Source organism: Pontivivens nitratireducens (assembly GCF_014235845.1).
Taxonomy (GTDB): Bacteria; Pseudomonadota; Alphaproteobacteria; order Rhodobacterales; family Rhodobacteraceae; genus Pontivivens; species Pontivivens nitratireducens.
Genome location: NZ_JACJUQ010000001.1, coordinates 50,938 through 76,864, shown reverse-complemented (window position 1 = coordinate 76,864; position 25,927 = coordinate 50,938). Strand labels below are relative to the sequence as shown.

Sequence of the window (25,927 nt, the reverse complement as noted above, 5' to 3'; positions counted from 1 at the left end):
TTTGCTCACTCATCGGGCGAAATCTCCTGAAGCAGGCGGCGGGCGGCCTGCTGTTCGGCGTCGCGTTTGCTGCTCGCCTCCGCCGATGCGGTCCCACCGGATTCGAGCGTCACCTCGACCGTGAAGACCGGCTTGTGATCCGGCCCACGCCGGTTGACGATCTTGTAGACGGGCAACGCCTCACCACGCGCCTGCGCCAGTTCCTGAAGCCGGGTCTTCGCGTCGCGGGCGTCTTCCTCGGCCTCGGCGATGCGGTCTGCCCACAGGCGCAGGATGACCTCCCGGGCCTTGTCCATTCCGGCGTCACGATAGACGGCGGCGATCACGGCCTCCATCGCGTCACCCAGCAGGGCGGTCTTGCGCCGGCCTCCGGTCTGGGCCTCGGACCGACCCAGGATCAGCGCGTCGCCTATGCCGATATGCGAGGCGATCGCGGCGCAGGCTTCCTTGCGCACCAGGGCGTTGAAACGCGGGGCGATCTGCCCCTCGGCGGCGGATTTGTCTTCCTTCAGCAATGCCTCCGCGATGACCAGTCCCAGAACCCGGTCGCCCAGAAATTCCAGTCGTTGGTTGTCCGGGCGCGCCCGGTTCGCGATGGAAGAATGCGTCAGCGCACGCTCCAACAGGGCCATATCCGTGAACTGATGGCCCAGCGCCCGCATCAGGGCGGCGCGTGCTTCCTTCGCGCTCACTCCACCCACTCGAAGAACCTGTCGAGACGCCAGTTCCACGGCTTGAACAGCGAGGTGCCGGCGGCGGACAGAACCACCAGGTTCGCCTTGCCGATCAGCAGATCGCGATGCACGAAGCCGACGCCACCGCCGTTGAACGCGGGCGGTCCGCTCAGCGAGGTGCGGAACTCTGAGATCTGCATCCGGTTGAAAAAGCGGCTGTCGATGGAATTGTCGCGGTTGTCGCCCATGAAGAAGTAATGCTCATCCGGCACGGTATAGACCGGCGTATTGTCAGACGAACGGTCCGCGATGTTGAGCACCATATGCTCCACCCCGTTGGGCAGGGTCTCGACGAATTGTTCCTTCTGGCAGATCGCGCCCAGCGAAACGGTTCCATTGGCGCATTGCGGTCGGGTGGCCTGCTGATCCTCGTAGATTTCCTCGAACGTCTCCGCCGGGGCGAGGGGCAGCATCTCACCGTTGATGATCAGACGGCCGCCCTGCATCTGGATCGTATCGCCGGGCAGGCCGATCAGGCGTTTGATGTAGTCCGTGCCGTTCGCCGGATGCGCGAACACGACGATGTCGCCGCGCTTCGGCTCGGTGAACCAGATGCGCCCGTCAAAGGGGCACAGGCCCAGCGGGCAGGATTCTGCGGAATAGCCGTAGGCGAACTTGTTCACGAACAGAAAATCGCCGACCAGAAGCGTCGGCTTCATCGAACCCGAGGGGATATAGAACGGCTGAAAGAACAGTGTGCGGATCAATCCGGCCAGAAGCAGGGCGTAGACGACGGTCTTGAGCGTGTCGAGCACGCCGCCCTCGGATTTCTTGCTGGCCATGAAACGCTATCCTTACTGGTTTTGACGCTTGTGCGGTTTTTGCGCTAAGCCCCCGGAATGTCAACTGAGACTGGGCGTTCCATCGGTCGCGCCTCGATCACGACAAAGGCGCTGGCCCAGGGGTGATCGTCGGTCAGGGTCACGTGGATGAACGGCTCGAACCCCGGTGGAACCATGGTTTCCAGCCGATCCGCCGCCCAGCCGGTCACGCGCATGGTGGGCTGGCCGGTGCGCAGGTTTCGCACCTCCATATCGCGCCATGCGATGCCCATGCGCAGGCCGGTGCCCAAGGCCTTGGAGCACGCTTCCTTGGCTGCCCAACGCTTCGCATAGCTTTCCACGCGATTGGCGATCCGTTCGGATCTGGCCCGTTCGACATCGGTGTAGCAGCGGTTCAGGAACCGATCACCGAACCGCTCGATCGTACCGGCGATCCGTTCGATATTCGCCAGATCGGTGCCAATGCCCAGGATCATAAGCGCACACGAACCTGGGTGTGCGCGGCAGATGCACTGTCCCGCCCGATTGGCGAGCGAGAGAACCCACCCGGCGCAGGCGGCAAGGCACCGCTCACCGTGCGGCGTCCATCAGGCGGCGCATATGACCGATGGCCCCTTCGAGGCCCAGAAAGATCGCCTCACCGATCAGGAAATGCCCGATATTCAGCTCCCGCATTTCGGGGATCGCGGCGATGGGACCGACCGTGTCGAACGCCAGACCGTGACCGGCGTGAACCTCCAACCCTGCCGCATGTGCCTGTTCGGCGGCGTTGCGAATGCGGGCAAGCTCGAAGTCGCGATCCTCGAACCGGCCCTCGTTATGGGCATCGCAATAGGCGCCTGTGTGAATCTCGACCACGGCGGCACCGACGCGGGACGCGGCCTCGATCTGCGTCGGGTCGGCGGCCACGAACAGCGAGACGCGGCTATGTTCGGCCAGCGGAGCGATAAAGGCGGCCAGACGCTCGGTATCGCCCGCGACCTCCAGCCCGCCCTCGGTCGTGCGTTCCTCGCGCCGCTCAGGCACCAGGCAGATTGCGTGCGGCTTGTGACGCAGGGCGATGGCGTGCATCTCATCGGTCGCGGCCATCTCGAAGTTCAGTGGCACGCTGAGTTCCGCGACAAGAGCGTCAATATCGGCGTCCCGGATATGGCGTCGATCCTCTCGCAGATGCGCGGTGATACCGTCGGCACCGGCCCGCTCGGCCAGCTTCGCGGCGCGAAGCGGATCGGGAACGTAGCCGCCCCGGGCATTGCGCACGGTGGCCACGTGGTCGATGTTGATTCCCAGTCTGAGGCGGTCGTCCTGCATGATCGCTCCTTACGATAATCTGATGTCAGTCGGTCTGCTGGTTGACGTTTGCGATACGCTGTTTCGCCGCGGTGCGTGCGGCGATCCGTTTCAGCTTCTTCTCACGCCGGCGGGTCTGATAGGCCCGCACCAGCGGTCGGCTGAGGTAATAGGCCAGCACGCCGCCGATCAATCCCGGTATGATCCCGCCGATCAGGTAGGGCAGGAAAAGATCGTAGAAAAACGCGGCCAGCCTGTCCCAGGAGGACGGCCCGTAGCCGAAGAAGCTCTTGGTCGTCAGCCAGACCCCCTCTGCCGCATTTGCGAAGGATCGGGCGATGACGCCGAAATCACTGGTCCCCCCCGCCCCGGTCAACCAGCGTCCGACCTCCAGCGAGATATAGGCGATAAATGGAAACGTGATGGGATTGCCGAAAAACGTGCCGATGGCCGAGGCGAGGACATTGCCGCGCAATATCCACGCGAGCCCCATCGCAACGATGATGTGCAGCCCGAAGAACGGAGAAAACGACGTAAAGACCCCGCAGGCTATTCCCAGCGATATCTTGTGCGGACTGTCCGGCAGGCGGCGCAGCCGGTGGACGAGGTATTCGACAACCCGTCGCCAACCTGCGCGGGGCAGGATGCCCTCACGCACCCATTGCAGGATGCTCAGCGGTTTTCTGCGCTTGAACACCATGATGTCGCCTGTCCTCGGTCAGGGGTTTCGCGGATGTCGGCAAAGGCCGTTTCAGGCGGATTGCCTGACCCCCGGGTTACGCTGACGCAGAACATCTGTCACCGCCGAATCGGCCTTGATCGCCGTCTCGATCCGCGAAAGGTGCTTTAGATCCCGCACATCGACACGGAATTCCACAACGTAGAAATCCGGTTTCGGATCAACGATGCGCACATCCGAGATATTGGCGTTATGTTCCCCCACAAGTGAGCACAAACGCCCCAGCACCCCGGCATCGTTCGCCATGGTGATCGACAGGCGGGCCGAATGGGTGCCGAGGCTTTCGCCCACCCCCCATTTCAGATCGACCCAACGTTCGGGCTGTTCCTCGTATTCGCCCAGCCGGGGGCAGTCGATGGCGTGAACCTCCACCCCCTGCCCGCGAAACGTGATGCCAACGATCCGTTCACCCGGCAAGGGTTCGCAGCACAGCGCCGCGCGCGCGGCCTGACCGGGATCCAGTCCGATGACGCCATCGGCGCCTCCACGCTCCTCGGGACCGATATCGACCAGTTCGGAATACAGCACCGCAACCACCGCATCGCCCGACAGGTCGGTCGCGCCCAGTGCGCGCAGCAATTCGTCGGAGCCGCCCTGGATATTCAGCCTCTCCGCCGCGGTGTCGAGCGCCTTGTCCGTGGCCTTCTTGCCAACCTTGGCGAAGGCTACGCGGGCGAATTCCTGTCCCAGACGGATCTGGGCCTCGCGCTCCTCTTCCTTTGCGTGGCGGCGGATCGCGGTCTTGGCCCGGCCCGTCACCACCAGTTCGGCCCAACTGGCCTGCGGTTTCTGCCCCGGTGCGGAAATGATCGTCACCGATTGGCCATTGCGCAGGCGGGTAAATAGCGGCACGCGCCGGTTGTCCACCTTCGCACCGACGCAGGAATTGCCCAGATTGGTGTGGATCGCATAGGCGAAATCCAGTGGAGTAGCCCCGCGCGGCAGCTTGACCACCTTGCCCTTGGGGGTGAAGCAAAACACCTGATCCTGAAACATCTCCAGCTTGGCGTGCTCCAGAAACTCGGACGGATTGTCGGAGTTGGCCAACCCCTCGCTGAGGTCCTTGAGCCAGGCCAAGGGGTCGGCCGCGAACGGATTCTCGAACCGCACACCGTCGCGATAGGTCCAGTGGGCGGCGACACCGCTTTCGTTGACGTCATGCATCTCACGCGTGCGGATCTGCATTTCGACCCGCCGGGCGGAGCGGCCGGAAACCGTCGTGTGGATCGACCGGTAGCCATTGGATTTCGGTTGCGAGATATAATCCTTGAACCGCCCCGGCACGGCGTTCCAGCGGCGGTGAACCACACCCAGCGCGCGATAGCAGTCTTCCTCGCTCTGCACGATGATCCGAAATCCGAAGATGTCGGAGAGGCGGTAGAAATCGCCCTCGGGGTCGTTCTTGTCGTTGAGCTTGCGCCAGATCGAGAAGGGGCGCTTCTCACGCCCCGTGACCTGGGCGGGGATGCCGGCCTGCGCCAGCGCCTTCTCGATATCGTCGGTGATCTTGGGAATGATCTCACCGGTTTCGTATTTCAGCGTGATGAAACGGCGAATGACCGAGGATCGCGCCTCGGGCTGAAGCACGCGGAAGCTGAGATCCTCCAACTCCTCACGCATGGACTGCATCCCCATCCGCCCGGCGAGCGGCGCGTAGATGTCCATGGTCTCCTGCGCCTTTTGCTTCTGCTTTGCCGGACGCATGTGGCGGATGGTGCGCATGTTGTGCAGGCGGTCGGCCAGCTTGACCAACAGAACCCGCAGGTCCTTTGCCACGGCCATCAGCAGCTTGTGGAAGTTCTCCGCCTGCTTCGTTTCGGCGGAGGAAAGCTCCAGCTTGGTCAGCTTGGTCACGCCATTGACCAGATCGGCGATTTCCTGCCCGAACAGGCGCGTCACCTCCTGATGGGTGGAGCCTGTATCCTCAACCGTGTCGTGCAGCAGGGCCGTAACGATGGTGGCATCGTCGAGTTGCTGGTTCACCAGCATTTCCGCCACGGCAAGGGGATGCGTGAAATACGCCTCGCCCGAGCGGCGGCGCTGATCGGAATGGGCATTCTGCGCATAGGCATAGGCGGCCTCGATCAGGGCGGAATTGGAGTTCGGGTTGTATTCACGTGCCCGCGCGGCGAGGTCCGCCGCAGCAGGCTGGAAGAGAGAGCGGCCTTCGGTGCTGCCGTCAGCCATGATGCCCTCTCATCGTGATCATTTCTCGCCTTGCGCTTCCATCAGGGCGCGCAGCAGCGATTCCTCGGACATGTCGTCCTCGGTGGGCTTGTCGCCGCCATCGCCCATCAGCAGAGCCATTTGATCTTCCTCGGGCTCGTCCACCTCGATCTGGCGCTGGTAATACTCGATCGCCTGCTCACGCAGCTTGTTGGCGGTCAGGGTCTCATCCGCGATCTCACGCAGGGCGACGACCGGGTTCTTGTCGTTGTCGCGATCGACGGTCAGCGGTGCGCCGGTGCTCAGCTCACGCGCGCGGTGGGCGGCCAGCATGACCAGCTCGAACCGGTTGGGAACCTTGTCTACGCAATCTTCGACTGTAACGCGTGCCATGGGGTGGCCTCCACTGATTTCGTGGTCGGGGAAAACATGCATGTAACGCGCGCCGGGGCGGGATGCAAGGCGGGTGAAAGGCCAAATTTCCGGGTCAGACGCGACGTATGGCGCTGCGCGCATCCGCAGGCAGCGCCGCACACATCTGCGCCACCGTATGACCGGTCAGCGGATGCACCCAGTCGGGCGCCACATCGGCCAACGGAACCAGGACGAATGCGCGTTCATGCAGGCGCGGATGTGGCAGGATCAGACCCGTCGGAACCGGTGGCGGTGCGTTCGCCGTATCAAGGTCCATCCACCTCTGAACCTCCGCCCGATCCGGCAGGATCAAATCATCGCTGCCCAACAGATCCAGATCACAGATCCGCGTGCCCCACCGGCGCCCGCGCACACGGCCCAGCTCGGCCTCGATCCCGTGCAGGATGTCCAGAACCTGATAGGGCGACCGGATGGATTCGGCGCACAGTGCCGCATTTGCGAAATCCGGGCCGGAACCGGCGGGCCATGCGGGTGTGGTGTAGGTGGGGCTGCACGCGGTCACGCGCAAACCTGCGGCCTGAACCTGATCCATGGCGCGGTTCAGCGTCTGCGCGGGGGTGCCCAACGGACCGGAAAGATTGGCGCCGAGGGCGATCAGATGCATCACGGCGCTCTCCCTTCCAATATGTCTTTGCAGGTCAACCCCTTTTTCATAGTGTGTGCATATTGCACAAGTCGTCCGCCCGGATTTTTCACGCGGACACGCCTATCGGATTGGAGAGAAAATGTTTTATCGCGATGAAAAGCTCGCCTTGTTCATTGATGGCGCGAACCTTTATGCCGCGTCGAAGGCCCTGGGTTTTGACATTGATTACAAGCTGTTGCGCACTGAATTCATGCGCCGGGGAAAGCTGCTGCGCGCCTTCTACTACACCGCATTGCTGGAAAATGACGAATATTCCCCCATCCGGCCGCTGGTGGACTGGCTGAACTACAACGGATTCATGATGGTCACGAAACCGGCGAAGGAATTCACCGACTCCATGGGCCGACGTAAGGTAAAGGGCAACATGGACATCGAATTGACTGTCGATGCGATGGAAATGGCGCCGCATATCGATCACATGGTCCTGTTTTCGGGCGATGGCGATTTCCGGCCGCTGGTCGCGGGCATCCAACGGCAGGGCGTGCGGGTGTCGGTGGTGTCCACCATCCGCTCGCAACCGCCTATGATCGCGGATGAGTTGCGCCGGCAGGCGGACAACTTCATCGAGTTGGAGGAACTCAAGGACGTGATCGGCCGCCCCCCCCGCGATCCCCGCCCCGAGGACTGACCCCCGGTTTATCTGACCGCCACGGCACGCTATATGTAGCCGAGCGAATGACGGAGAAGCCGATGCCGCCCCTGAAAATCTACCTCGCCGCGCCGCGCGGTTTCTGCGCCGGTGTGGACCGCGCGATCAAGATCGTGGAGATGGCGCTCGAAAAATGGGGCGCGCCCGTCTATGTGCGGCATGAAATCGTGCACAACAAATACGTGGTGGACGAATTGCGCGACAAGGGCGCGATCTTCGTCGAGGAGCTGGACGAATGTCCGCTGGATCGCCCCGTCATCTTCTCGGCGCACGGCGTTCCCAAGAGCGTGCCAGAGGCCGCCGCCGCGCGGCAGATGCTCTACGTCGATGCCACCTGCCCCCTGGTCAGCAAGGTGCATATCGAGGCGGAGCGCCACCATGCCAACGGCCTTCAGATGGTGATGATCGGCCATGCCGGCCATCCTGAGACCATCGGCACCATGGGCCAACTGCCCCCCGGTGAGGTTCTGCTGGTCGAAACCCCTGCGGACGTCGCCGGACTGACCCCACGTGACGCGGGGCGGCTGGCCTATATCACGCAGACCACGTTGAGCGTGGATGACACGCTGGAAATCGTGCAGGCGCTGAACGCGCGATTCCCCGATATCATCGGCCCGCACAAGGAGGACATCTGCTACGCCACCACCAACCGGCAGGAGGCCGTGAAGGCCGTCGCCCCCAGGGTGGACGCCCTGCTGGTGATCGGCGCGCCCAATTCCTCGAACTCGCGCCGTTTGGTCGAGGTCGGAGCCCGCGCCGGTTGCGCCTATTCGCAACTGGTCCAGCGCGCGGTGGAGATCGACTGGCGTGCCCTGGACGGCATCACCGCATTGGGCATTACCGCCGGGGCCAGTGCGCCGCAGGTGCTGATAGATGAGGTGATCGACGCCTTTCGCGCCCGCTACGACGTGACCGTCGAAGTGGTGGAGACGGCACAGGAAAACGTGGAGTTCAAGGTGCCCCGCGTCCTGCGCGAGAGCGCCGCCTGACCGCTCGACCAGCCTGCGCGAAGCCGGTCCCTCATTGTGCCCGTCACAGGTGCGGATGCCCTGATGACAATTGCAAACAGGTGCGGCTCTGAAGCTCTTCTCCAGAGATTCACACAAATTAAGAAAGATTGAAACTATCTTACCTGCAACGAAATCGCCCCCCCGCGGTTGATGCTGCACAGGCGAGGGGTCGCCTGCAACGACCGCACAGGGGATCGGCGCTGGGGAGCACCGGGTGCAGGTCGAAAGGACGTTGTCACGTCCGCAAAACTGGCCAGGCTGGGGAGCGTTGGGCAGTATTTTCGGAAGGATGTCCGGCAAGAATGCCGTTCACGTGCAGCGAGGGGGAATGCCCCGAAGCCATCACTTTCAGTCACTTGCAGCCATCGTGTGGCCACCGTGCAGATCGCGATCCTGCGGCGGCCGCTCTTGTCCACGCCCGGGGGGGCGTGTAGCGAAGGGGCTGACAGTGGGAGGCAAGACATGAACGACATTCCAAGGCCCGCGCTCATTCTTGCGCTGGCCGGGCTGATCCCCTTTCTTGCCGGGGCGATGAGCGTGGCGTTGCCTGAATTTCTGCCCCGGATCGGGCGATTTGGTGGAACGGCTGCGGACGGGCGGGCGCTGCTGGCACTCTATGGCACCGTAATCGTGTGCTTCATGTCGGGATGCCTGTGGGGGTTCGCCTCTCGCCACGGGCGCAAACCGGGTTGGATGGAACTGGGGGCAAGCGTGCTGCCCCCGCTGTTCGTCTTCTTCTTCGTCGCGGACGATGCGACGTCGTGCCTGATCCTGACCTATGCCTTTGCAGGATTGCTGCTGATCGAATGCTGGTTCGCCCGCCGCGCCGTCGTGGTGTGGTGGTGGTTGAGCCTGCGCATCCCGCTGACCGTCGTCGTTTCCATATGCCTGCTGATCGGAGCGTTCGCATGAGCCTGACCGGAGGGTGCCAGTGTGGCGCCATACGCTACGAAATCCACGGCGAGCCGCTGGGCTTCGCCCGCTGCCATTGCACCGATTGCCAGCGGCAAAGCGGTTCGGCCTTCGGGTTGTCCCTTTACGTGGCGCCCGGTGATATAGTGTGGACCGGTGAAATGTCGCAATGGAACGACGTCGCCGCCAGCGGTCGCAAGGTGATCCGCGATTTCTGCCCCACCTGTGGCACCCGCCTGATGAACCGCCGGGCGGAGGGGGGCGATTTCCTGTCGCTCAAGGCCGGTACGCTGGACCCCGGTCACGACCTGATGCCACGGGCGGAGCTTTGGACGGATTCGGCCCTGCCCTGGGTGCCTTTGATTGCGGACGTGCCGACATATCCCGGTCAGCCTCAGGATCACGAGGCCCTGCGCGCAGCGTGGAGCGATTGGCGGCGCGGGCAAACTCTCGCCTTTTATGACGACAACGCCGCGCGCTATGCGGACTATTCCGAACGGGAGGAACCTCATCCCAGGTTGAGCGCATGGCTCGACACCCTCACGCCGGGATCGCGACTCCTCGATCTGGGCTGCGGGGTCGGCTGGGCCACCGCGCAGATGCGTCAGCGCGGGTTCGCCGCCCGCGCCATGGACGGATCGCGTGGACTGGCGGAACAGGCAAAGCAGCGCCACGGCGTCGAGGTAGAGCTCGTCAGCTTCGGTGAACTGGTCGAGAAGGCCAGCTTCGATGCGGTTTGGGCGTTCTTCAGCCTGATGCACGCGCCGCGTGATCGGATGCCGGATCATCTGCGCCGCATCTATGACGCGATGGTCCCCGGCGGGCGGCTATATCTTGGCCTGAAGGAGGGTGAGGGCGCCGCACGTGATCCGCAGGGCCGTCTCTACACCTACTATACCGAAACGGAACTGAGCCGCAGGCTGGACCACGGCGGCTTCGAAGTAACCGCCCTGACCCGGGGTGAGGGTGTCAGCTTCGACGGCACACCGACCGCGAACCTGTATGTGGAGGCGACCCGTGGCTGAATTCTTCGCTTATACCGACGGCGCGTGCTCGGGCAATCCCGGCCCCGGTGGCTGGGGCGTGCTGATGCAGGCAAAGCAGGGCGACAAGGTCGTCAAGGAACGCGAACTCAGCGGCGGCGATGCGCAGACCACCAACAACCGAATGGAACTGATGGCCGCGATCAGCGCGCTGGAAACGCTGGGCCGCCCGACCGAGGTCACGATCGTCACGGACTCGTCCTACGTCAAGGATGGCCTGACCAAGTGGATCCACGGCTGGAAACGCAATGGATGGAAGACAGCGGCGAAAAAACCCGTGAAGAACGAGGAGCTGTGGAAACGTCTGGACGCCGCACAGCAGCGCCATCAGGTTTCATGGGAATGGGTCAAGGGCCACGCCGGCCACCCGGAAAACGAGCGCGCCGATGAACTGGCCCGCGCGGGGATGGAGCCCTTCAAACCGAAATGACAGTGCCCAATTCACTTTCCCGAAATATCCCCGCCGGAGGCATCCTCGCCTGTCCCGCGCCACGGGTGCCATGACATGCTGGTCGTCGTTCTCGATCTGCTGGCCGTGTTCATCTTTGCCCTGACCGGGGCGTTGACGGCCAGCCGCGCGCAACTGGATGTGGTGGGCTTCGTATTCGTTGCCTGCCTCACGGCGATGGGCGGGGGGACCGCTCGCGACGTCCTGCTGAACCGAGAGGCCGTGTTCTGGATCGCTGATCCGCGCTATGTCGCCGTGGCGATGGTGGCCGCGATCTTCGTGTTCTTTACGGCCCACATGCTGGAAAGCCGGCTAAAGGCGCTCTACTGGCTGGACGCGCTGGCCGTGGCGGTTGCCGTGCCGGTGGGTGTCGCGGTGGCGCGGAGGATGGAGTTCGACTGGCCGGTCCTGTTGATCATGGGAATGGTCACGGCATGTATTGGCGGGTTGGCCCGCGATGTGGTGTGCAACGAGGTGCCGCTGGTCCTCAAGGCACGGGACCTTTACGCCACGGCGGCATTGGCCGGGGCGGCGATCGACGTGGTGGTCTTCTGGGCGACGGGCAACGCGCTCTTCTCCGCGCTGGCCTGTGCGGGGCTGACCTTTTTCATCCGGGCGGGATCGCTCGCGCTTGGCTGGCGCGCGCCGGTCTATCGCTCCCGACCGCCGCGCATGTAGCCTATCTGCGCCGGTTGCGTGTGCGGCTGCGTGACCGGGCGCGGGTCGCGGCCTCCGTCGGGATGAGGATCAGCGCCCCAGCGGCGGAGATGATCGCGTTCAACCCGTGACTGCCAAAGCTGATGCCGAACATCACACGGACCATGAAGAACAGCACGACACCGCCCAACGCAATGACGATGGAGGGCAGGTAGCCGTTATGCGTGAAGCCCAGACGCTCCGCCGCATATCCGACGATTCCGCCCAGCATCATCGATCCGAAAAAGGCGAAGAAGCCCATGTCATTCTCCCAATCTGTCAGCGGTACATATAGGATGTCCGCGCAGGAATTCATCCGCATCCTGCACGCCGCGCCCCTCACGTTGCAACCGGATCAGACGGACCGCCCCGTCGCCGCAGGCGATGGTCAGCGCATCGTCCAGCGCGGTGCCCGGTGAACCGTGACCATCGGTCAACACGCTCAGGTGCAATTTCAGGCGTTTGCCCCCATGCGTCGTCCAGGCACCGGGAAAGGGGGACAGACCGCGAATTTGCCGATCGACCTCGATGGCGGGGCGGGTCCAGTCGATGCGGGCCTCGGCCTTGTCGATCTTCGCGGCATAGGTCACGCCGTCCTCGGGTTGCGGTGCGGGCGTCAGGTCCGGCAGCCGGGCCAGCGCATCCACCATCAGACGCGCGCCGATATCGGCCAGACGGTCGTGCAGGGTCGCGGCGGTATCGTGCGGCGTCAGCGGTGTCGCCTCACGCATCAGGACCGGGCCGGTGTCCAGACCTGCCTCCATCTGCATGATGCACACACCGCTTTCGGCATCGCCCGCCATGATCGCCCGCTGGATCGGCGCGGCCCCGCGCCAGCGCGGCAGCAGTGAGGCATGGATGTTGAAGCATCCCAGACGCGGCGCATTCAGCACCGCCTGAGGCAGGATCAGGCCATAGGCCACGACAACGGCGGCATCGGCATTCAGATCCGCGAAGGCCTCACGCTCCTCCTGCCCCCGCAGACTGCGCGGGTGGCGCACGTCGAGTCCCATCGCCTCCGCCGCCAGGTGAACGGGCGTCGGACGATCCTTCTTTCCCCGCCCCGCAGGCCGGGGGGGCTGAGTATAGACAGACACGATTTCGTGACCCGCATCAATCAACGCGTCCAGAACGGTGACGGAAAATTCCGGAGTTCCCATGAAAACAAGTCGCATAGCGTTCCCTCACTCAACCCGAACACATCAAAATGACGTCTTGTCACCGATCGGGTAAGGCTCGCAACCCGCGACAGGCTCGTTTTCCGCGCTATCTTACACGCGGAAACCTAAAAACAGGAGTACCATCATGGATAGACGCAAGTTCCTCATCACCTCCGCCGCGCTGAGCGGTGCGACCTTCCTGCCCTTCGGCGCATTCGCTGAGGCGCATTCCAGCCCCTTCTCGTTCGATACGGATGGCGGCCCCATTCAGGTGCATCCGATCAACCACGCCTCATTCGTGATGGAAGTGCCGGGCATGGTGATCTATGTCGATCCGGTCGGTGAGCCAGCGCTCTACGCGGACAAGCCGGCGCCCGATCTGATCCTGATTACCCACCACCATGGCGACCATTTCGATATGGCGACCCTGCGCGGCGTGGCGACCCCGAAAACCGTCTTTATCACCAATCAGGTTGTGTATGACGGGTTGGAGGAGTTCCAGACCCGTGCCGAGGTTATGGACAATGGCGACGTCACACTGGCCGGAGAATACGATATCTTCGCGATCCCGGCCTACAACATGACCGAGGACCGTCTGGAATATCACCCCGAGGGGCGCGACAACGGCTATATCCTGGATATCTTCGGCACGCGTGTCTATATCGCAGGCGACACCGAGGATACGCCGGAGATGCGGGCCCTGCAGGATATCGACATCGCGTTCCTGCCGATGAATCTGCCCTACACGATGGATATCGACGCAGCGGCAGATGCGGTCATGGCCTTCAGCCCGACCTATGTTTTCCCCTACCATTACGGCGAAAGCGATATCGACGCGTTCACCGCGATGGTTGGTGACCATGCCAATGTGTTGCGCGGCAACTGGTACGGCTGATCCGGCAGCGCCGCGATTCAAGGAAACGATTTAGGGAAACGGCGGGGTCAGCCCCGCCGTTTCGCCTTGAGGTGCTTGGCCAGCAACATCTTGCGCTTCACCGGGCCCAGGCGATCGACGAACACCTTGCCATTCAGGTGGTCGATCTGATGTTGCACCGAGGTCGCCCACAGGGCCACGAAATCACGCTCCACCTCGGCACCACTCTCATCCATGAAGGCCACCGTAACGGCGCGGGGCCGGGAAATCGTGGCGGACAGGCCGGGCAGGTTCGGTGATGCCTCCTCATGCTCACGCATCTGGCCGGACGCGTGCAGCACGCGCGGATTGGCCATGCGCACCGGCTGATCCATTCCGGGGGAACAGTCCACCACGGCCAATGCCTGCATTTGCCCTATCTGCGGCGCGGCCAAACCGACCCCCGGCATCGCATACATGCTGTCGAGCATATCATCCCAGATCGCGCGCACCTCATCCGTAATCGCCTCCACCGGGGTGGCGACCGTGCGCAGACGTTTGTCGGGCCATTGCAGAAACGGGCGTCGCGCCATCAGGAGGCCCGCGCCCTTTTCAGCTTTTTCATCTTGTTGGTAATCATCGAGCGTTTGACCGTGCTGAGGTAGTCGATGAACAGCTTGCCATCCAGATGGTCCAGTTCATGCTGCGCGCAGGTGGCGCTCAACCCATCAAAATCGGCCTGCTGCTCGTTTCCGTTCAGGTCTAGCCAGCGCATCGTCACCTCGGCCGGGCGTGTCACCTCGGCATAGATGTCGGGGATCGACAGGCAACCTTCCTCATAAACGCCAAGCGCATCCGACGCGGCGACGATCTGGGGGTTGAGCATGACGATCGGGTTCGGTTCGTCCTCGGCGTCGGCGCAATCCATGACGAACATCCGGTTCAGCACACCGACCTGCGGTGCGGCGAGGCCGATGCCCGGCGCGTCATACATCGTCTCCAGCATATCGTCCGCAAGTTTGCGCAGCGCGTCCGAGGAATCGGCGAGCGGCGGGACGACCTTCTTCAAGCGGGGGTCGGGGTGGATAAGGATCGGTCTAATCATGCCGAATCATGTAGGCGAAGCGGCACAAAGGTGCAATCGGCTGGTACAAAAGCGGACTTGCCCCCGCCCGCCCTGTGCCTAGTCTGTGGTCGAGCCAGAAGGAGCCTGCCCCATGACCATCGACCCCAGCACATTCGACGAAATCATCGACCGCCGTGGCACCCACTCCGTCAAGTGGGACGCGATGGAGGCGCTGTACGGCGTCCCCGCTGAGGACGGCATCTCGATGTGGGTGGCGGACATGGACTTCCGGCCGCCGCAAGCCGTCAACGATGCGCTGGCGCAGGCGGTGCAGCACGGTATCCACGGCTATTACGGCGACCCCTCGGACTATGCCGCCGCCATAACCGGCTGGATGAAGCGGCGGCACGACTGGGACGTGGACCCGGCATGGCTGTCCACCACGCACGGGCTGGTCGCAGGTGTCGGGCTATGCCTGCAGGCCTTCACCCAGAAGGGCGACGGTATCATGCTGTTCACGCCGGTCTATCATGCCTTTGCCAAGATGATCGGAGCGAACGATCGCAAGGTCGTGGAATGTCAGATGGACGTCGTGGATGGCCGCTACTCCATTGATCTGGAAAAAGCGAAAGCGCAGGTCGACGGGGTGTCGATGGTCATCCTGTGCTCCCCCCACAATCCCGGCGGCACCGTCTGGACCGAGGCGGAACTGCGCGCCATCGCGGCGTTCTGCGTCGAAAACGACCTGATCCTGCTGTGCGACGAGATCCACCACGATCTGGTGTTCGCCGGGCAAAAGCACCATGTCCTCGCCAACCTGATGCCGGAATTGTCGGACAGGCTGATCACGCTGACAGCGGCGTCCAAGACATTTAACCTCGCTGGCGGCATGACCGGAAACGTCGTCATCGCGGATGACGAGATGCGGGCGAAGTTCGCGAAGGTGCATCTGGCGGCGGGTGCCTCACCCAACCGGTTCGGAATGCTGATGACCACGGCGGCCTATTCGCAGGGTGACGACTGGCTGGACGCGCTGATCGGCTATATCGACGGGAACCGCCGCATTCTGGAGGAAGGCCTCAGCGCCATTCCCGGCGTGCAGGCGATGCCGCTCGATTCCACCTATTTGTGCTGGGTCGATTTCGCCGGGACCGGAATGGAAGCCGCGGAGGTCCAGCGCCGGGTTCAGGATGAGGCGAAGGTCGCCCCGAACCATGGCGACAGTTTCGGCAAGGGTGGGGAGACCTTCCTGCGCTTCAACGTCGCCACCCCCCGCGCGCGGGTGGTCGAGGCGGTGGAGCGGATTCAGAAAGCGTTTTCTGACCTTCAGTGATGTGCAGGAAATCCCTGTCGGATGCCTCCGGCGGGGATATTTCGGGAGAGTGAAACCGGGTTAGACTTCCTGCGGGAAGTGTTTCATCACCAGCCGGATCGGATTCGCGGCGGCCTGTCCCAGACCGCAGATGCTGGCATCGACCATCAGGGCGGACAGGTCTTCGAGCAGGGTCCGGTCCCAGCTCTCCGCCTGCATCAGCTTCACCGCCTTTTCGCAACCGACGCGGCAGGGGGTGCATTGCCCGCAGCTTTCATCCTCGAAAAACCGCAGCATGTTCAGGGCGGCATCGCGCGCCCTGTCCCGGTGCCCCAGAACCACCACAGCGGCGGAGCCGATGAACGTGTCGTGATCCTGTAGCGTGTCGAAATCCAGCGGGATGTCGTTCATATGCGCCGGCAGCAGGCCGGAGGACGGACCGCCCGGTTGATAGGCATAAAATTCGTGCCCCTCGGCCATGCCGCCGGCCAAGTCTATGAGTTGCGCGATGGTATGGCCCGCCTCGACGATATAGACACCGGGAACGGCAACGCGGCCCGAGACGGAGTAGGCGCGCAGCCCCTTGCGACCATTGATACCGTGATCGGCGAAGACCCCTGCCCCCTCACGGCAGATGCGCGCGATCCAGTGCAACGTCTCGACATTGTGCACCAGCGTCGGGCGGTCGAAGATGCCGACCTGAGCCACATAGGGCGGGCGGTGCCGGGGGAGGCCGCGCTTGCCCTCGATGCTCTCGATCATCGCGGATTCCTCGCCGCAGATATAGGCGCCCGCACCGCGACGCAGGTCGATATAGCCCGGTGCCACCAGACCCGCCTGTTCGAGCGCAGCGATTTCCTCGGCCAGGATATGCAGCACGGCGGGGTATTCGTCGCGCATGTAGATATAGCAGGTCGTAGCCTCCACCGCCCAGGCGGCGATCAGCATTCCTTCGAGGAAGCTGTGCGGCGTGCGTTCGAGCACGTAGCGATCCTTGAAGGTTCCCGGCTCCCCCTCATCGCCGTTGACCGCCAGATAACGCGGCCCCTGTGCTGCACGCACAAAGGACCATTTGCGACCCGAGGGAAAGCCCGCGCCGCCCATGCCGCGCAGGCCGGAGGCGAGGATCTCCTCCTGCACCTGATCGGGGGTCTTTGCCCCGTTGCGCAAGGTCATCAGCGTGTCGTAGCCGCCCGCCGCGCGGTAGGTGTCGAACCCTTCGTATTCGGGAATGGTCGGGTGGGTCGCACCGGCGGCGATAGCTGCCTCGGCCTTTTCCAAGGTCGCGTGTTCGATATGCGCATGGCCCAGCTCCAGCACAGGCGCGGCATCGCAGCGGCCCATGCAGGGCGCACGCAGGACGCGGACTTGCGATGCATCCAGCCCGTCCTGCAAGGCCGCCATCAACGCCTGCGCCCCGGCCAGTTCGCAGGACAGGCTGTCGCAGACCCGGATGGTCAGGGCGGGGGGCGGAACCTCCCCCTCCTTTACCACGTCGAAATGAGCGTAGAAGGTGGCGACCTCGTAGACCTCCGCCTGCGCCATGCGCAGTTCCTCGGCCAACGCGCGCAGATGCGCGGCGGACAGATGGCCGTAAGTATCCTGAATCAAATGCAGAAACTCGATCAGCAGGTCGGCACGACGGGGGGCATCCGCCAGCAGGGCCTGAACCTCGGCCAGGGCCTGATCCTCGTATTGCCGGCCCTTGGGCGTGCGCCGCCCCTTGCCGCGCCCCGATTTCCAGACACCCTTACGTTTGTCGAGCGACGCCATCGCCCCACCTCCCCCGGTTTTTCGCGGCCAGATTTTCGATCATCCGCTATTTCGCAGCCCTGCATTGTCGCAAACAGAGTAAGCCGCCATAGTTATACAGGACAGCGCAAAAGCGGCGGTTCAAGGGGGAGAGGACGACATGGCGGTTTCGTATCGAGCGGTGATCTGCACAATGGCGGCTGTGATGATCGCGACACTCGGCCCCGCGACCGCCCAGCAGGTCGAACCTGCGCCCAAGGCCCCCGCCCTGCGCGACATACCTTTGGACGAATGGATGGATCGCACTTTGGGCCGCACCGTCTACTACACCATCGACGGGACCGCGTTCGGGCGCGAGTACTACGCCCCGGACGGGCAAGGTGTCGTGTTTCAGCATGTCGATGGCACCTGCATGGAGGGGGAGTGGTTCTATCGTGAGGAGGCCTCGGCCTATTGCTTCCTATGGCCTTTATCGCTGTCGTGCTTTCGCCATGTGGATCGGAACGAGGAGACCCTGATCCTCGCCGTCGATCCGGACGGGACCCCCAAGGGCGACCTGCCGCAAAGGGTTGAGCGGATCGCCACCGTTCCCCTGTCCTGCGGGCCCGCGGTTACAAGTTGAGGGCCCCCCGAACATACCCACATATCCATTTGACGGAGTTTTCGATGCGTCTGTTTTCGCCTTGCCTGATGGTCCTGTTCTCGCTCTGCCTGTCGGTGGCGCCCCTGACCGCGCAGGAGGATGGCCCTGCCGAACCGCGTGACATCCCCCGTGCCGAATGGCTGGAGCGAGCGCTGGGAAATTCGGTGCATTACTCCATTGACGGGAGTTATATCGGCCGCGAATTCTATCTGCCCGATGGGCAATCCGTCCGCTATGAGGATGCGTTCGGCAATTGTCAGGACGGGCGGTGGACGTTCAAGGATGCGGTCTACTGTTTCGCATGGCCCGGATCGCTGGTCTGTGCCCGGCATCTGGACTTGGGTGAGGGGCGGCTCGCCTTCCCCTCGGTCGATACGGACGGCACGCCGATCCCGGACACACTGCAACATGGCACCATCGTTGAGGGCGGTTTCGCCTGCGGTGCTGCGGTGACCTCCTGATGGCGATTCCTCCCGGCAGCACCCGCGACGCGGCCTTGCAGGCGGAACTGGATGCGGCGCTGGCCGCGCGCGGCTCCGACTATACGCCGCGCACGCATCTGATGGATGGCGACGCCCCCCGCTATACCAATCGCCTGATCGCCGAGGCCTCGCCCTATCTGGTGCAGCACGCCCACAACCCGGTGGACTGGCGACCCTGGGGCGCGGAAGCCCTGGCCGAGGCCGCGGCCCGCGATCTGCCGATCTTCCTGTCCGTAGGATATGCCACCTGCCACTGGTGCCACGTGATGGAGGAGGAAAGTTTCGATGATGAGCAGGTCGCCGCCCTGCTCAACACCGGGTTCATCCCTGTAAAGCTGGACCGGGAGCAGCGCCCCGATGTCGATCAGGTCTATATCCTGGCCACCATGCTGCAACACCGCCACGCCGGGTGGCCGAACTCGCTGTGGTTGATGCCCGACGGCAGGCCCTTCCACACCGGCACCTATTTCCCGAAACCACAGTTCATGCAGGTTCTGGGCGCGATCACCCAAGGCTGGCTGGGCGCGCAGCGCAGCCAGTTTGCCAGTGTCGCCGATCAGCTGAGCGAGGCGATGCAGCGCATTCCCGCCCAGACAGCCCCGCCCGCAGCACTGGATCAGGCCCCCGCAGCCGCGCTGACCGATCTGGTGCGCAGCTACAATCCGGTTGAGGGCGGGTTTTCCCACGGGACACAATTCCCGCAGGAGGGGCACCTGCTGTTTCTGCTGGATCACTGGCGGCGCACCGGGGACGCCGGGGCGCGCGACATGGCCAGAAACAGCCTCTCCGCGATGGTCGCGGGCGGCATCCACGACCAGATCGGCGGCGGATTCCATCGCTATACCGTCGATGTGAACTGGCGCACCCCGCATTTCGAGAAGATGCTGTATAATCAGGCGCTGATGACCCGTGCGCTGGTGCAGGGCTGGCAAGTGAGCGACGATCCGATGATGCGCCGCGCCGTCGCCCGTTGCATCAGCTATGTCCTGCGCGACATGACTGCGCCGGACGGCGCGTTCTATTCGGCGGAGGATGCCGACAGTCTGAACGATCTGGGCAAGCTGGAGGAAGGCGCGTTCTACGTCTGGCCCCCGGCTGAAATCGCGGATGACTGGGTGATCGAAACGTTGGGCCTGCGCGAGGCTGCGACGCTGGAGGCAGGTCCGGTGGCCCATCTGCGCGGCGAGGTGCAGGACATCGCGCGGCTGGATGCAGCGCTGGACGATCTGCGCATCCGGCGCGACGCGCGTCCGCGCCCCCTGCGCGATGAGAAGGTCATCGGCGGCTGGAACGGCTTGATGATCCGCGCGATGGCGGAGGCGGCAGTGGCCTTCGACCGGCCGGACTGGATGGATGCAGCCGGACGGGCCTTCGATGCCGTGCTCGAACGCCTGGGCCCGGTTGGGGCGCTGGCCCGGCTCGACATGGACGGACGGCGGCGGGAGGAGGCGAACCTGTCGGATTATGCGTGGCTGGGTCTGGGCGCCTTTGCGCTGGGTCGGATAGACGTGGCACAGGTGATCGCAGACCTGATCCTCGATCGCTTTACCCTTGATGCACGGCTTGCACTCAGCACCGATGGGCCGCTGGGAGCCGTTCTGGAAACGGAGGACGGCGCGACGCCCTCGGGCGAAGGGTCTGCACTGGAACTGCTGGCCCTGCTGGCCGAGGCCGCGCCGGATCCGCAGCGCGATGCCCGCGCGCGCGCCCTGCGCGACGCGATATCGGGCAGAATGGCGGAGATGCCACTCGCCCGGCTCGACACATTGCGGGCGGCCAGAATCCTGGCCGAGGGAACATCGGACTGGGCCCGCCGGATCGGGCCGGTATATGTGCGGCTGCATCCGGCGGACGAAGGCTACGAGCTGATCTTCGAGATCGCGCAGGACTGGACCCTCGCCGCCGACGGGCAGGATGACCTGACGCCTCTGCGCATAGACGGGGCGCGCGTGACGTGGCCCGAGGCCGCGATACAGGATGGCAAGCCCGTATGGGCAGGGCATCTGACCCTGCCCATTGCGGGCGACACGCACGGGGTGACCCTATCCTGGCAGGCATGTTCCACTTCCGAATGCCTATTGCCTGTCACGGTGGAGTTCCGCTTGCCATGATCCGCACCCTCGCCGCCCTATTGATTGCCACCCCCCTAGCCGCGCAGCAGATCGTGGATCCTGAAAGCGTGCTCGATCTGGTTGAGGGGCGGGTTCTGGAATATTCGGCGCAGGGCCGCGAGATGGGGCGCGAACAGTTCCTGTCGCGCACCGAAGTTTTCCTGCGCAGCGCCAGCGGCAAATGCCTGTATGGTGAGGTGAGCGTGCGCGGCTCCGCCTTGTGTTTCGAGTATGAGGACAGCCCGACGCTGCACTGCTGGTCCACCTTCCGGTTTCCCGATGGCAGCCTGAAGATGCGCATCACCAGCCTGAGCAGTAACACGCTGTTGGACCTGTCGGACATCAACGACGATCCGGTGATCTGCGACCCGGCGGGAACGGTCTAGAACAGACTGCCTTGCCCGCCGTCAGTCTTGGGCGGACGCGGTTTTGTCCGTGGCTTCGGTTTCGACTCCGGCATCGGCTGGGGCGGTGCTTCGCCCTCGACCAGAACCGGGGTCGTGACCTTGCCCGCGAACGCGATGGTCAGACGGTCGCCGGGGGTCAGCCTGTTGCCATCCTTGACCAGCTCACCATCGCGCCAGACGACGGCATAGCCGCGCTCCAGCGTTTTTTCATAGCTCAGCGTCTCAAGCGTACGGCTCAGTGAGGCGAGCGCCGCCCTGCGATCGGGCAGGTCGCGGGCCGCGGCACGGGTCAGGCGGTCGGTCCGTGCCGTCAACCTTTCGCGATGCTGCGTGACACTTCGGCTTAGAACGGTGGGGTCTAGACGGTGCTTTGAAAGGGCGTTTTGCGCCCGCTCTATCCGCCCTTGCAGGGCACGGCTCAGCGACAGTTTGCGCAGCGTCACGCGCGGCTCGGCCAATCGGGCGGTCAGACGTGCCGGGTCCAGCGCCGCGCCGGCCCACGTCAGGGCCAGCCGCTTGCGATCCGCCGTGCGGCCCAGTGCGGCGGGCAGTTTGTCACCCACCATGTCCAGCCTTTGCCGCCGTTCGGAAACCAGGGCCTGTGGACGCGGCAGAGCGCGCGCATTGGCCCGGATCCGGTCACTGCGGTCGCGCAGCATTCGCGACATGCCTCCAACGCGCCGTTCGTCCAGTTGCGCCAGCGCCGCGCGCAATTCGGCCCGGACCGGCACGGCCATCTCCGCCGCTGCGGTCGGTGTCGGGGCGCGACGATCCGCAGCGTGGTCGATCAGGGTCGTGTCCGTCTCATGCCCGACGGCGGAGATCAGGGGGATCTCGCTGTCGGCAGCGGCACGCACCACGATTTCCTCATTGAACCCCCACAGATCCTCCAGCGAGCCGCCGCCCCGTGCGACGATCAGCAGATCCGGGCGCGGCACCGGGCCACCGGGTTGCAGGGCGTTGAACCCCCGGATCGCCGCAGCGACCTGTTCGGCGCACCGCTCCCCCTGCACGGCGACGGGCCAGACCAGGACCTCTCGCGGGAACCGGTCGCGCAGGCGGTGCAGAATGTCACGAATCACGGCGCCGGAGGGGGACGTGACAACGCCGATGACCTTGGGCAGGAAGGGGATCGGGCGCTTGCGCTCCGCATCGAACAGCCCCTCGGCGGCCAGCGCCGTGCGGCGTTTTTCCAGCATCGCCATCAACGCGCCGATCCCGGCGGGGGCGAGGCTTTCGATCACCATCTGATAGCGTGACTGCCCGGCAAAGGTCGTCAGCCTGCCGGTGACGATGACCTCCATCCCCTCCTCCGGCTGGGTGCGCAGCTTGCTGGCCACCCCCTTCCAGATGACGGAGGCCAGAACCGCGCGGTCATCCTTGAGGTCGAGATAAACATGGCCCGAGCGGGGGCGGGACACGCGCCCCACCTCCGCGCGCACCCGCACATGGCCGAAACCGCCCTCGATGGCGCGCTTCACCGCACCGCTCAGTTCGGAAATCGTGACCGTCGGCGCATTGCCGCCGGCCCCCGGTTCATCATCGTCGAAAAGATCACTCATGACCCGGACCATAGCGTTTTGGGCAGGTGTGAAAAGAGCAGAACGCGCAGCGATCCTACCCGGCTGCACGGGGCAAGATGCCGATCACCCTTCGCGGTTCAGCAGTTCCTCACCGTTGTGGATCAGGCGCGATTGCCACGGGATCGGATTGCGCAGCGCGAAATGCGCCATGCAGGCGTTTTCAGCCTCATCCATCAGATCCTTGATTCGCTCCTGCGGCTCATCGCTGTCGATCAGGACATGCGTCTCGATCCCCAATGTCTTGCCATCGGTGGTGTGACCCAGTTCGCGCATGTTGCTGAGATTCGTCTCGAACCGCACCTTCTGCTCGATCTTCATGGATTTGATCTTGATCTTGCGCGCCGTGTAGATGTCGGTCAGGTGCGTCATCAGGCAGAACCCGATGCCGGCGCAGAAAAACGCCAATGGGGGCGGCGCGGTGTCGTCTCCGACGGGAACCTGTTCGTCGCAATACAGTTTGACGGGGGAAAATCCCGGAATGTTCACCTGAACCGAGCCTGATTTCTTCTGCCGGTCATGCGCCTCCGCCGTCATGTTGACCTCAAACTGAAGCGGCTCGGGCGGACGGCCCTTCTTGAAGGGGCTGGGTTCGTATTGCGTGGGCTCGGGCATCTTGGCGGACAGTTCACCGACGTGAAATTCCTTGGTATCGCTCATGTCTCTTCCCCTTGGATCCGGCTGTTGTTGTTGTTGGTGTCTGACCGGTTGAATGTCAGCCTGAACAGGCTGCGGCCCCACTCAAGCGGTCCTTGCGCATCAGTTCAAGGGGTCATTGATGCCACGAAAAAGGGCGGACCAGTACGGCCCGCCCTCTCGATTCAAGGTACGACGAATTCACTGTCCGACAGGGGCCGGGACGTTGGATTCGGTCCGCACGGGGGCATTCGTCGGGCGCACACCGTCGGCGGCGCGGGCGCTGCCTTCGATCTGATCGCCGTCGAAATATTCGAAGAACTCACTGTCGGGCGAAATCACCAGAGTGGAATTCTGCTCCTGCAGCGCCTCCTCGTAAGCGGACAGCGAACGGTAGAAGGCAAAGAACTCGGGATCCTGACCGAAGGCATCAGCAAAGATCCGGTTCCGCGCCGCATCCGCTTCACCGCGAATGATGTCGCTGTCACGCTGCGCCTCGGAACGAAGCTCGGTCGCGGTCCTGTCTGCCAGCGACTGCACACGCAGCGCCGCCTCTTGACCACGGGCGCGCTCATCCTCGGCCTCACGCTCCCGCTCGGCCCGCATCCGGTTGAAGGTTTCCTCAAGGTTCTGTTCGGGCAGGTCGGCCCGCTTGATCCGCACATCGACCACTTCGATACCCAGTTCGGCGGTTTCACGCGCGGCCTGATCGCGAATCTGGTTCATCAGCGCGACCCGGTCCGCCGACAACACAGTGTTGGACGTGACCGAACCCAGAACCTCACGCAGGGCGGAGTTCAGAACGGTCTGAAGCCGCTGCTGGCCCGCGATGATGGCAAAATCGCCATCCGCGCCGGTCCGCTCACGGAAGCGTTCGACATCCGAAATCCGCCAGCGGGCGAAGGCATCGACGACAAGACGGCGATCGTCGAGCGGTGTCACCTCAAGCGAGTCCGTGTCGAGGCTGAGGATACGGTCGTCATAGTAAACGACCTGCTGGATGAACGGGATCTTGAAACCGATGCCCGGCTCCTCCTTCACATCCTTGATCTGCCCGAATTGCAGGACGAGCGCCCGCTGCCGTTCGTTCACCACGAAGATGGACGACAAGAGCAGGACGAGAAGCAGCACGACGGCTGCGATGGCGAGAACGAGACGGTTCATCAGTTGTTACCTCCGCTGCGGAGTTCATTCAGCGGCAGATAGGGCACGACGCCCTGCCCGCCTTCACCACCAGAGGTGGAGGGGTCGATGATGATCTTGTCCACTGTGCCCAGCACACGCTCCATCGTTTCAAGGTAGAGACGTTTGCGCGTCACCTCCTCGGCCCCCTGATATTCGTTCAGGATGCTGACGAAGCGCGCGGCCTCACCGTCGGCCTCGTTCACGACCCGGGCGCGGTAGCCCTCGGCCTGTTGCAACAACTGTGCAGCCTCACCACGGGCCGATGCCAATGCGCGGTTCGCATAAGCGTCGGCGCGGTTTTGCAAGGTGATGCGCTCCTGCTCGGCGGCCTGAACGTCGCGGAAGGCGTCGATCACGTCCTCGGGTGGGTCGGCGCGGTCGAAGTTCAGACGAACGATGGACACACCGCTGTCATAGGTATCGAGCGTTTGCTGGATCAACTCGGACACCTCGGCCGAGATCACGCCACGATCCCGGTTCAGGATCGGCGCCAGTTCGGAGCGGGAGATAACCTCACGCATTGCGGACTCGGACACCGCCTCGATGGTATCGCGCGGGTCGCGCAGATTGAACAGGAACGCGGCGGGGTCGCCGATGTTCCAGACCACCTCGAAGTCGATATCGACGATGTTCTCATCCCCGGTCAGCATCAGGCCATCATCGCCGCGCCCCGGACGATCCCCGGTGCCGACATTGACGGTCCGCTCGCTGGTGACTTCGACAATCTCATACGTGACAATCGGCCACGGCGCGAAGTTCAGGCCCGGCGATCCGGTCGAGGAATACTCGCCGAAGGTCATCTCGACCGACCGCTGCGAAGGCTGCACGGTATAGACGGATGCGAACAGCCACGCGCCGACAGCCACCACAGCGGCGATCAGCAAGATAAACTTGGGCGAAGGGCCGTCGCCGCCGGTACCGGTGTTGTTGCCGCCGGTGCCACCGCCATTGCGTCCGCCGATCAAGACCTTGAAGCGTTCCTGCCCCTTGCGCAGCATATCCTCCAGATCGGGGGTCTGGCCGTTGTTCGGGCCCTGCCCGTTGCCATTGTTCGGGCGGTTGCCGCTTCCCCAAGGGTTGCGGTCGTCGCTTCCCTTGTTCTCACCCCGGTCGGTCCCCTTCTTGCCCCAGGGCCCGCCGGAATTGTCGTTATAGGGCATCATGTGTCCTGTCTGTTGTGCGTATCTGTG

At 63.8% G+C, this 25,927-nt stretch carries 29 protein-coding genes; 12 read left to right on the top strand and 17 right to left on the bottom strand.

The window, feature by feature from the left end; all coding sequences use genetic code 11:
* Positions 1 to 5: 5 nt before the first annotated feature.
* The 8 genes from rnc to folK all read right to left on the bottom strand — a co-directional run bounded on the left by rnc (position 6) and on the right by folK (position 6,750).
* On the bottom strand, positions 6 to 662 hold the full coding sequence (gene rnc / locus H1S03_RS00400; RefSeq protein WP_185803047.1) for a ribonuclease III: 657 nt from the start codon (positions 660 to 662) through the stop codon (positions 6 to 8).
* A gap of 26 nt (positions 663 to 688) precedes the next feature.
* Entirely contained in the window at positions 689 to 1,516 is an 828-nt protein-coding gene (gene lepB, locus H1S03_RS00395; protein ID WP_185802667.1) for a signal peptidase I, read from the bottom strand.
* 44 nt (positions 1,517 to 1,560) lie between these two features.
* Entirely contained in the window at positions 1,561 to 1,992 is a 432-nt protein-coding gene (gene acpS / locus H1S03_RS00390; protein ID WP_166193016.1) for a holo-ACP synthase, read from the bottom strand.
* Between the two features lie 94 nt (positions 1,993 to 2,086).
* Positions 2,087 to 2,827 carry a pyridoxine 5'-phosphate synthase gene (locus H1S03_RS00385; protein ID WP_185802666.1) on the bottom strand — a complete coding sequence of 247 codons (741 nt, stop codon included), beginning with the start codon at positions 2,825 to 2,827 and terminating at the stop codon, positions 2,087 to 2,089.
* Between the two features lie 25 nt (positions 2,828 to 2,852).
* Positions 2,853 to 3,503 (bottom strand): DUF2062 domain-containing protein, encoded by a 651-nt coding sequence (locus tag H1S03_RS00380; RefSeq protein WP_185803046.1) that lies wholly within the window; start codon positions 3,501 to 3,503, stop codon positions 2,853 to 2,855.
* Between the two features lie 54 nt (positions 3,504 to 3,557).
* On the bottom strand, positions 3,558 to 5,732 hold the full coding sequence (locus tag H1S03_RS00375) for a RelA/SpoT family protein (RefSeq protein WP_185802665.1): 2,175 nt from the start codon (positions 5,730 to 5,732) through the stop codon (positions 3,558 to 3,560).
* Positions 5,733 to 5,750: 18 nt separating this feature from the next.
* The gene (rpoZ, locus tag H1S03_RS00370; RefSeq protein WP_166193025.1) at positions 5,751 to 6,104 is read right to left on the bottom strand and encodes a DNA-directed RNA polymerase subunit omega; all 354 of its coding nucleotides are present in this window, start codon (positions 6,102 to 6,104) and stop codon (positions 5,751 to 5,753) included.
* 94 nt (positions 6,105 to 6,198) lie between these two features.
* Positions 6,199 to 6,750 carry a 2-amino-4-hydroxy-6-hydroxymethyldihydropteridine diphosphokinase gene (gene folK / locus H1S03_RS00365; RefSeq protein ID WP_185803045.1) on the bottom strand — a complete coding sequence of 184 codons (552 nt, stop codon included), beginning with the start codon at positions 6,748 to 6,750 and terminating at the stop codon, positions 6,199 to 6,201.
* A 121-nt stretch (positions 6,751 to 6,871) separates the two neighbouring features.
* Here folK and H1S03_RS00360 point away from each other — a divergent pair, with 121 nt between their 5' ends.
* The 6 genes from H1S03_RS00360 (at position 6,872) to H1S03_RS00335 (ending at position 11,532) form a co-directional block, all read left to right on the top strand.
* On the top strand, positions 6,872 to 7,420 hold the full coding sequence (locus tag H1S03_RS00360) for a LabA-like NYN domain-containing protein (RefSeq protein WP_185802664.1): 549 nt from the start codon (positions 6,872 to 6,874) through the stop codon (positions 7,418 to 7,420).
* 62 nt (positions 7,421 to 7,482) lie between these two features.
* A complete protein-coding gene (gene ispH / locus H1S03_RS00355; protein WP_430700868.1) occupies positions 7,483 to 8,430 on the top strand; it encodes a 4-hydroxy-3-methylbut-2-enyl diphosphate reductase in 948 nt (315 codons plus the stop codon).
* A 483-nt stretch (positions 8,431 to 8,913) separates the two neighbouring features.
* A complete protein-coding gene (locus H1S03_RS00350) occupies positions 8,914 to 9,363 on the top strand; it encodes a DUF3429 domain-containing protein (protein ID WP_166193034.1) in 450 nt (149 codons plus the stop codon).
* Complete coding sequence (locus H1S03_RS00345; protein ID WP_221892546.1) at positions 9,360 to 10,388, top strand: GFA family protein; 1,029 nt, start codon at positions 9,360 to 9,362, stop codon at positions 10,386 to 10,388. The genes H1S03_RS00350 and H1S03_RS00345 overlap by 4 nt, the downstream gene beginning before the upstream one ends.
* Positions 10,381 to 10,836 carry a ribonuclease HI gene (gene rnhA / locus H1S03_RS00340; RefSeq protein WP_185802661.1) on the top strand — a complete coding sequence of 152 codons (456 nt, stop codon included), beginning with the start codon at positions 10,381 to 10,383 and terminating at the stop codon, positions 10,834 to 10,836. Before H1S03_RS00345 ends, rnhA begins: the two co-directional genes overlap by 8 nt.
* A gap of 75 nt (positions 10,837 to 10,911) precedes the next feature.
* A complete protein-coding gene (locus H1S03_RS00335) occupies positions 10,912 to 11,532 on the top strand; it encodes a trimeric intracellular cation channel family protein (protein ID WP_166193043.1) in 621 nt (206 codons plus the stop codon).
* 1 nt (position 11,533) lies between these two features.
* On the opposite strand, the gene H1S03_RS00330 is transcribed toward H1S03_RS00335, so the two are convergent.
* On the bottom strand, positions 11,534 to 11,812 hold the full coding sequence (locus H1S03_RS00330) for a hypothetical protein (protein ID WP_185802660.1): 279 nt from the start codon (positions 11,810 to 11,812) through the stop codon (positions 11,534 to 11,536).
* A gap of 1 nt (position 11,813) precedes the next feature.
* A complete protein-coding gene (gene fmt / locus H1S03_RS00325) occupies positions 11,814 to 12,725 on the bottom strand; it encodes a methionyl-tRNA formyltransferase (RefSeq protein ID WP_185802659.1) in 912 nt (303 codons plus the stop codon).
* A 130-nt stretch (positions 12,726 to 12,855) separates the two neighbouring features.
* Between fmt and H1S03_RS00320 the strand changes: the two genes are divergently transcribed.
* A complete protein-coding gene (locus H1S03_RS00320) occupies positions 12,856 to 13,605 on the top strand; it encodes an MBL fold metallo-hydrolase (protein WP_185802658.1) in 750 nt (249 codons plus the stop codon).
* Between the two features lie 47 nt (positions 13,606 to 13,652).
* On the opposite strand, the gene def (H1S03_RS00315) is transcribed toward H1S03_RS00320, so the two are convergent.
* On the bottom strand, positions 13,653 to 14,156 hold the full coding sequence (gene def, locus H1S03_RS00315; protein WP_166193052.1) for a peptide deformylase: 504 nt from the start codon (positions 14,154 to 14,156) through the stop codon (positions 13,653 to 13,655).
* A complete protein-coding gene (gene def / locus H1S03_RS00310; protein ID WP_166193056.1) occupies positions 14,156 to 14,668 on the bottom strand; it encodes a peptide deformylase in 513 nt (170 codons plus the stop codon). The genes def (H1S03_RS00315) and def (H1S03_RS00310) overlap by 1 nt, the downstream gene beginning before the upstream one ends.
* Before the next feature lie 112 nt (positions 14,669 to 14,780).
* On the opposite strand from def (H1S03_RS00310), the gene H1S03_RS00305 reads away from it, so the two are divergent.
* Entirely contained in the window at positions 14,781 to 15,962 is a 1,182-nt protein-coding gene (locus H1S03_RS00305; protein WP_185802657.1) for a MalY/PatB family protein, read from the top strand.
* A gap of 60 nt (positions 15,963 to 16,022) precedes the next feature.
* Here the strand turns inward: H1S03_RS00305 and H1S03_RS00300 are convergent, their stop codons facing one another.
* The gene (locus H1S03_RS00300; protein ID WP_185802656.1) at positions 16,023 to 17,714 is read right to left on the bottom strand and encodes an NAD(P)H-dependent oxidoreductase subunit E; all 1,692 of its coding nucleotides are present in this window, start codon (positions 17,712 to 17,714) and stop codon (positions 16,023 to 16,025) included.
* Positions 17,715 to 17,853: 139 nt separating this feature from the next.
* Here H1S03_RS00300 and H1S03_RS00295 point away from each other — a divergent pair, with 139 nt between their 5' ends.
* From H1S03_RS00295 to H1S03_RS00280, 4 genes are read left to right on the top strand one after another with little or no spacing between them, the layout of a single operon-like run.
* Positions 17,854 to 18,315, top strand: a complete 462-nt coding sequence (locus tag H1S03_RS00295) for a hypothetical protein (protein ID WP_185802655.1) — start codon at positions 17,854 to 17,856, stop codon at positions 18,313 to 18,315.
* 44 nt (positions 18,316 to 18,359) lie between these two features.
* The gene (locus tag H1S03_RS00290) at positions 18,360 to 18,797 is read left to right on the top strand and encodes a hypothetical protein (RefSeq protein WP_185802654.1); all 438 of its coding nucleotides are present in this window, start codon (positions 18,360 to 18,362) and stop codon (positions 18,795 to 18,797) included.
* Positions 18,797 to 20,929, top strand: a complete 2,133-nt coding sequence (locus H1S03_RS00285; RefSeq protein ID WP_185802653.1) for a thioredoxin domain-containing protein — start codon at positions 18,797 to 18,799, stop codon at positions 20,927 to 20,929. The genes H1S03_RS00290 and H1S03_RS00285 overlap by 1 nt, the downstream gene beginning before the upstream one ends.
* A complete protein-coding gene (locus H1S03_RS00280) occupies positions 20,926 to 21,315 on the top strand; it encodes a dsRNA-binding motif domain-containing protein (RefSeq protein WP_185802652.1) in 390 nt (129 codons plus the stop codon). Before H1S03_RS00285 ends, H1S03_RS00280 begins: the two co-directional genes overlap by 4 nt.
* Here H1S03_RS00280 and xseA read toward each other — a convergent pair.
* The 4 genes from xseA to hflK all read right to left on the bottom strand — a co-directional run bounded on the left by xseA (position 21,312) and on the right by hflK (position 25,897).
* The gene (xseA, locus tag H1S03_RS00275) at positions 21,312 to 22,898 is read right to left on the bottom strand and encodes an exodeoxyribonuclease VII large subunit (RefSeq protein WP_185802651.1); all 1,587 of its coding nucleotides are present in this window, start codon (positions 22,896 to 22,898) and stop codon (positions 21,312 to 21,314) included. The genes H1S03_RS00280 and xseA overlap by 4 nt on opposite strands.
* A gap of 84 nt (positions 22,899 to 22,982) precedes the next feature.
* Positions 22,983 to 23,576, bottom strand: coding sequence for an OsmC family protein (locus H1S03_RS00270; RefSeq protein WP_185802650.1), 594 nt, complete (start codon positions 23,574 to 23,576; stop codon positions 22,983 to 22,985).
* A gap of 177 nt (positions 23,577 to 23,753) precedes the next feature.
* A complete protein-coding gene (gene hflC / locus H1S03_RS00265; protein WP_185802649.1) occupies positions 23,754 to 24,716 on the bottom strand; it encodes a protease modulator HflC in 963 nt (320 codons plus the stop codon).
* Positions 24,716 to 25,897 (bottom strand): FtsH protease activity modulator HflK, encoded by a 1,182-nt coding sequence (gene hflK, locus H1S03_RS00260; RefSeq protein ID WP_185803044.1) that lies wholly within the window; start codon positions 25,895 to 25,897, stop codon positions 24,716 to 24,718. Before hflK ends, hflC begins: the two co-directional genes overlap by 1 nt.
* Positions 25,898 to 25,927: the final 30 nt, after the last annotated feature.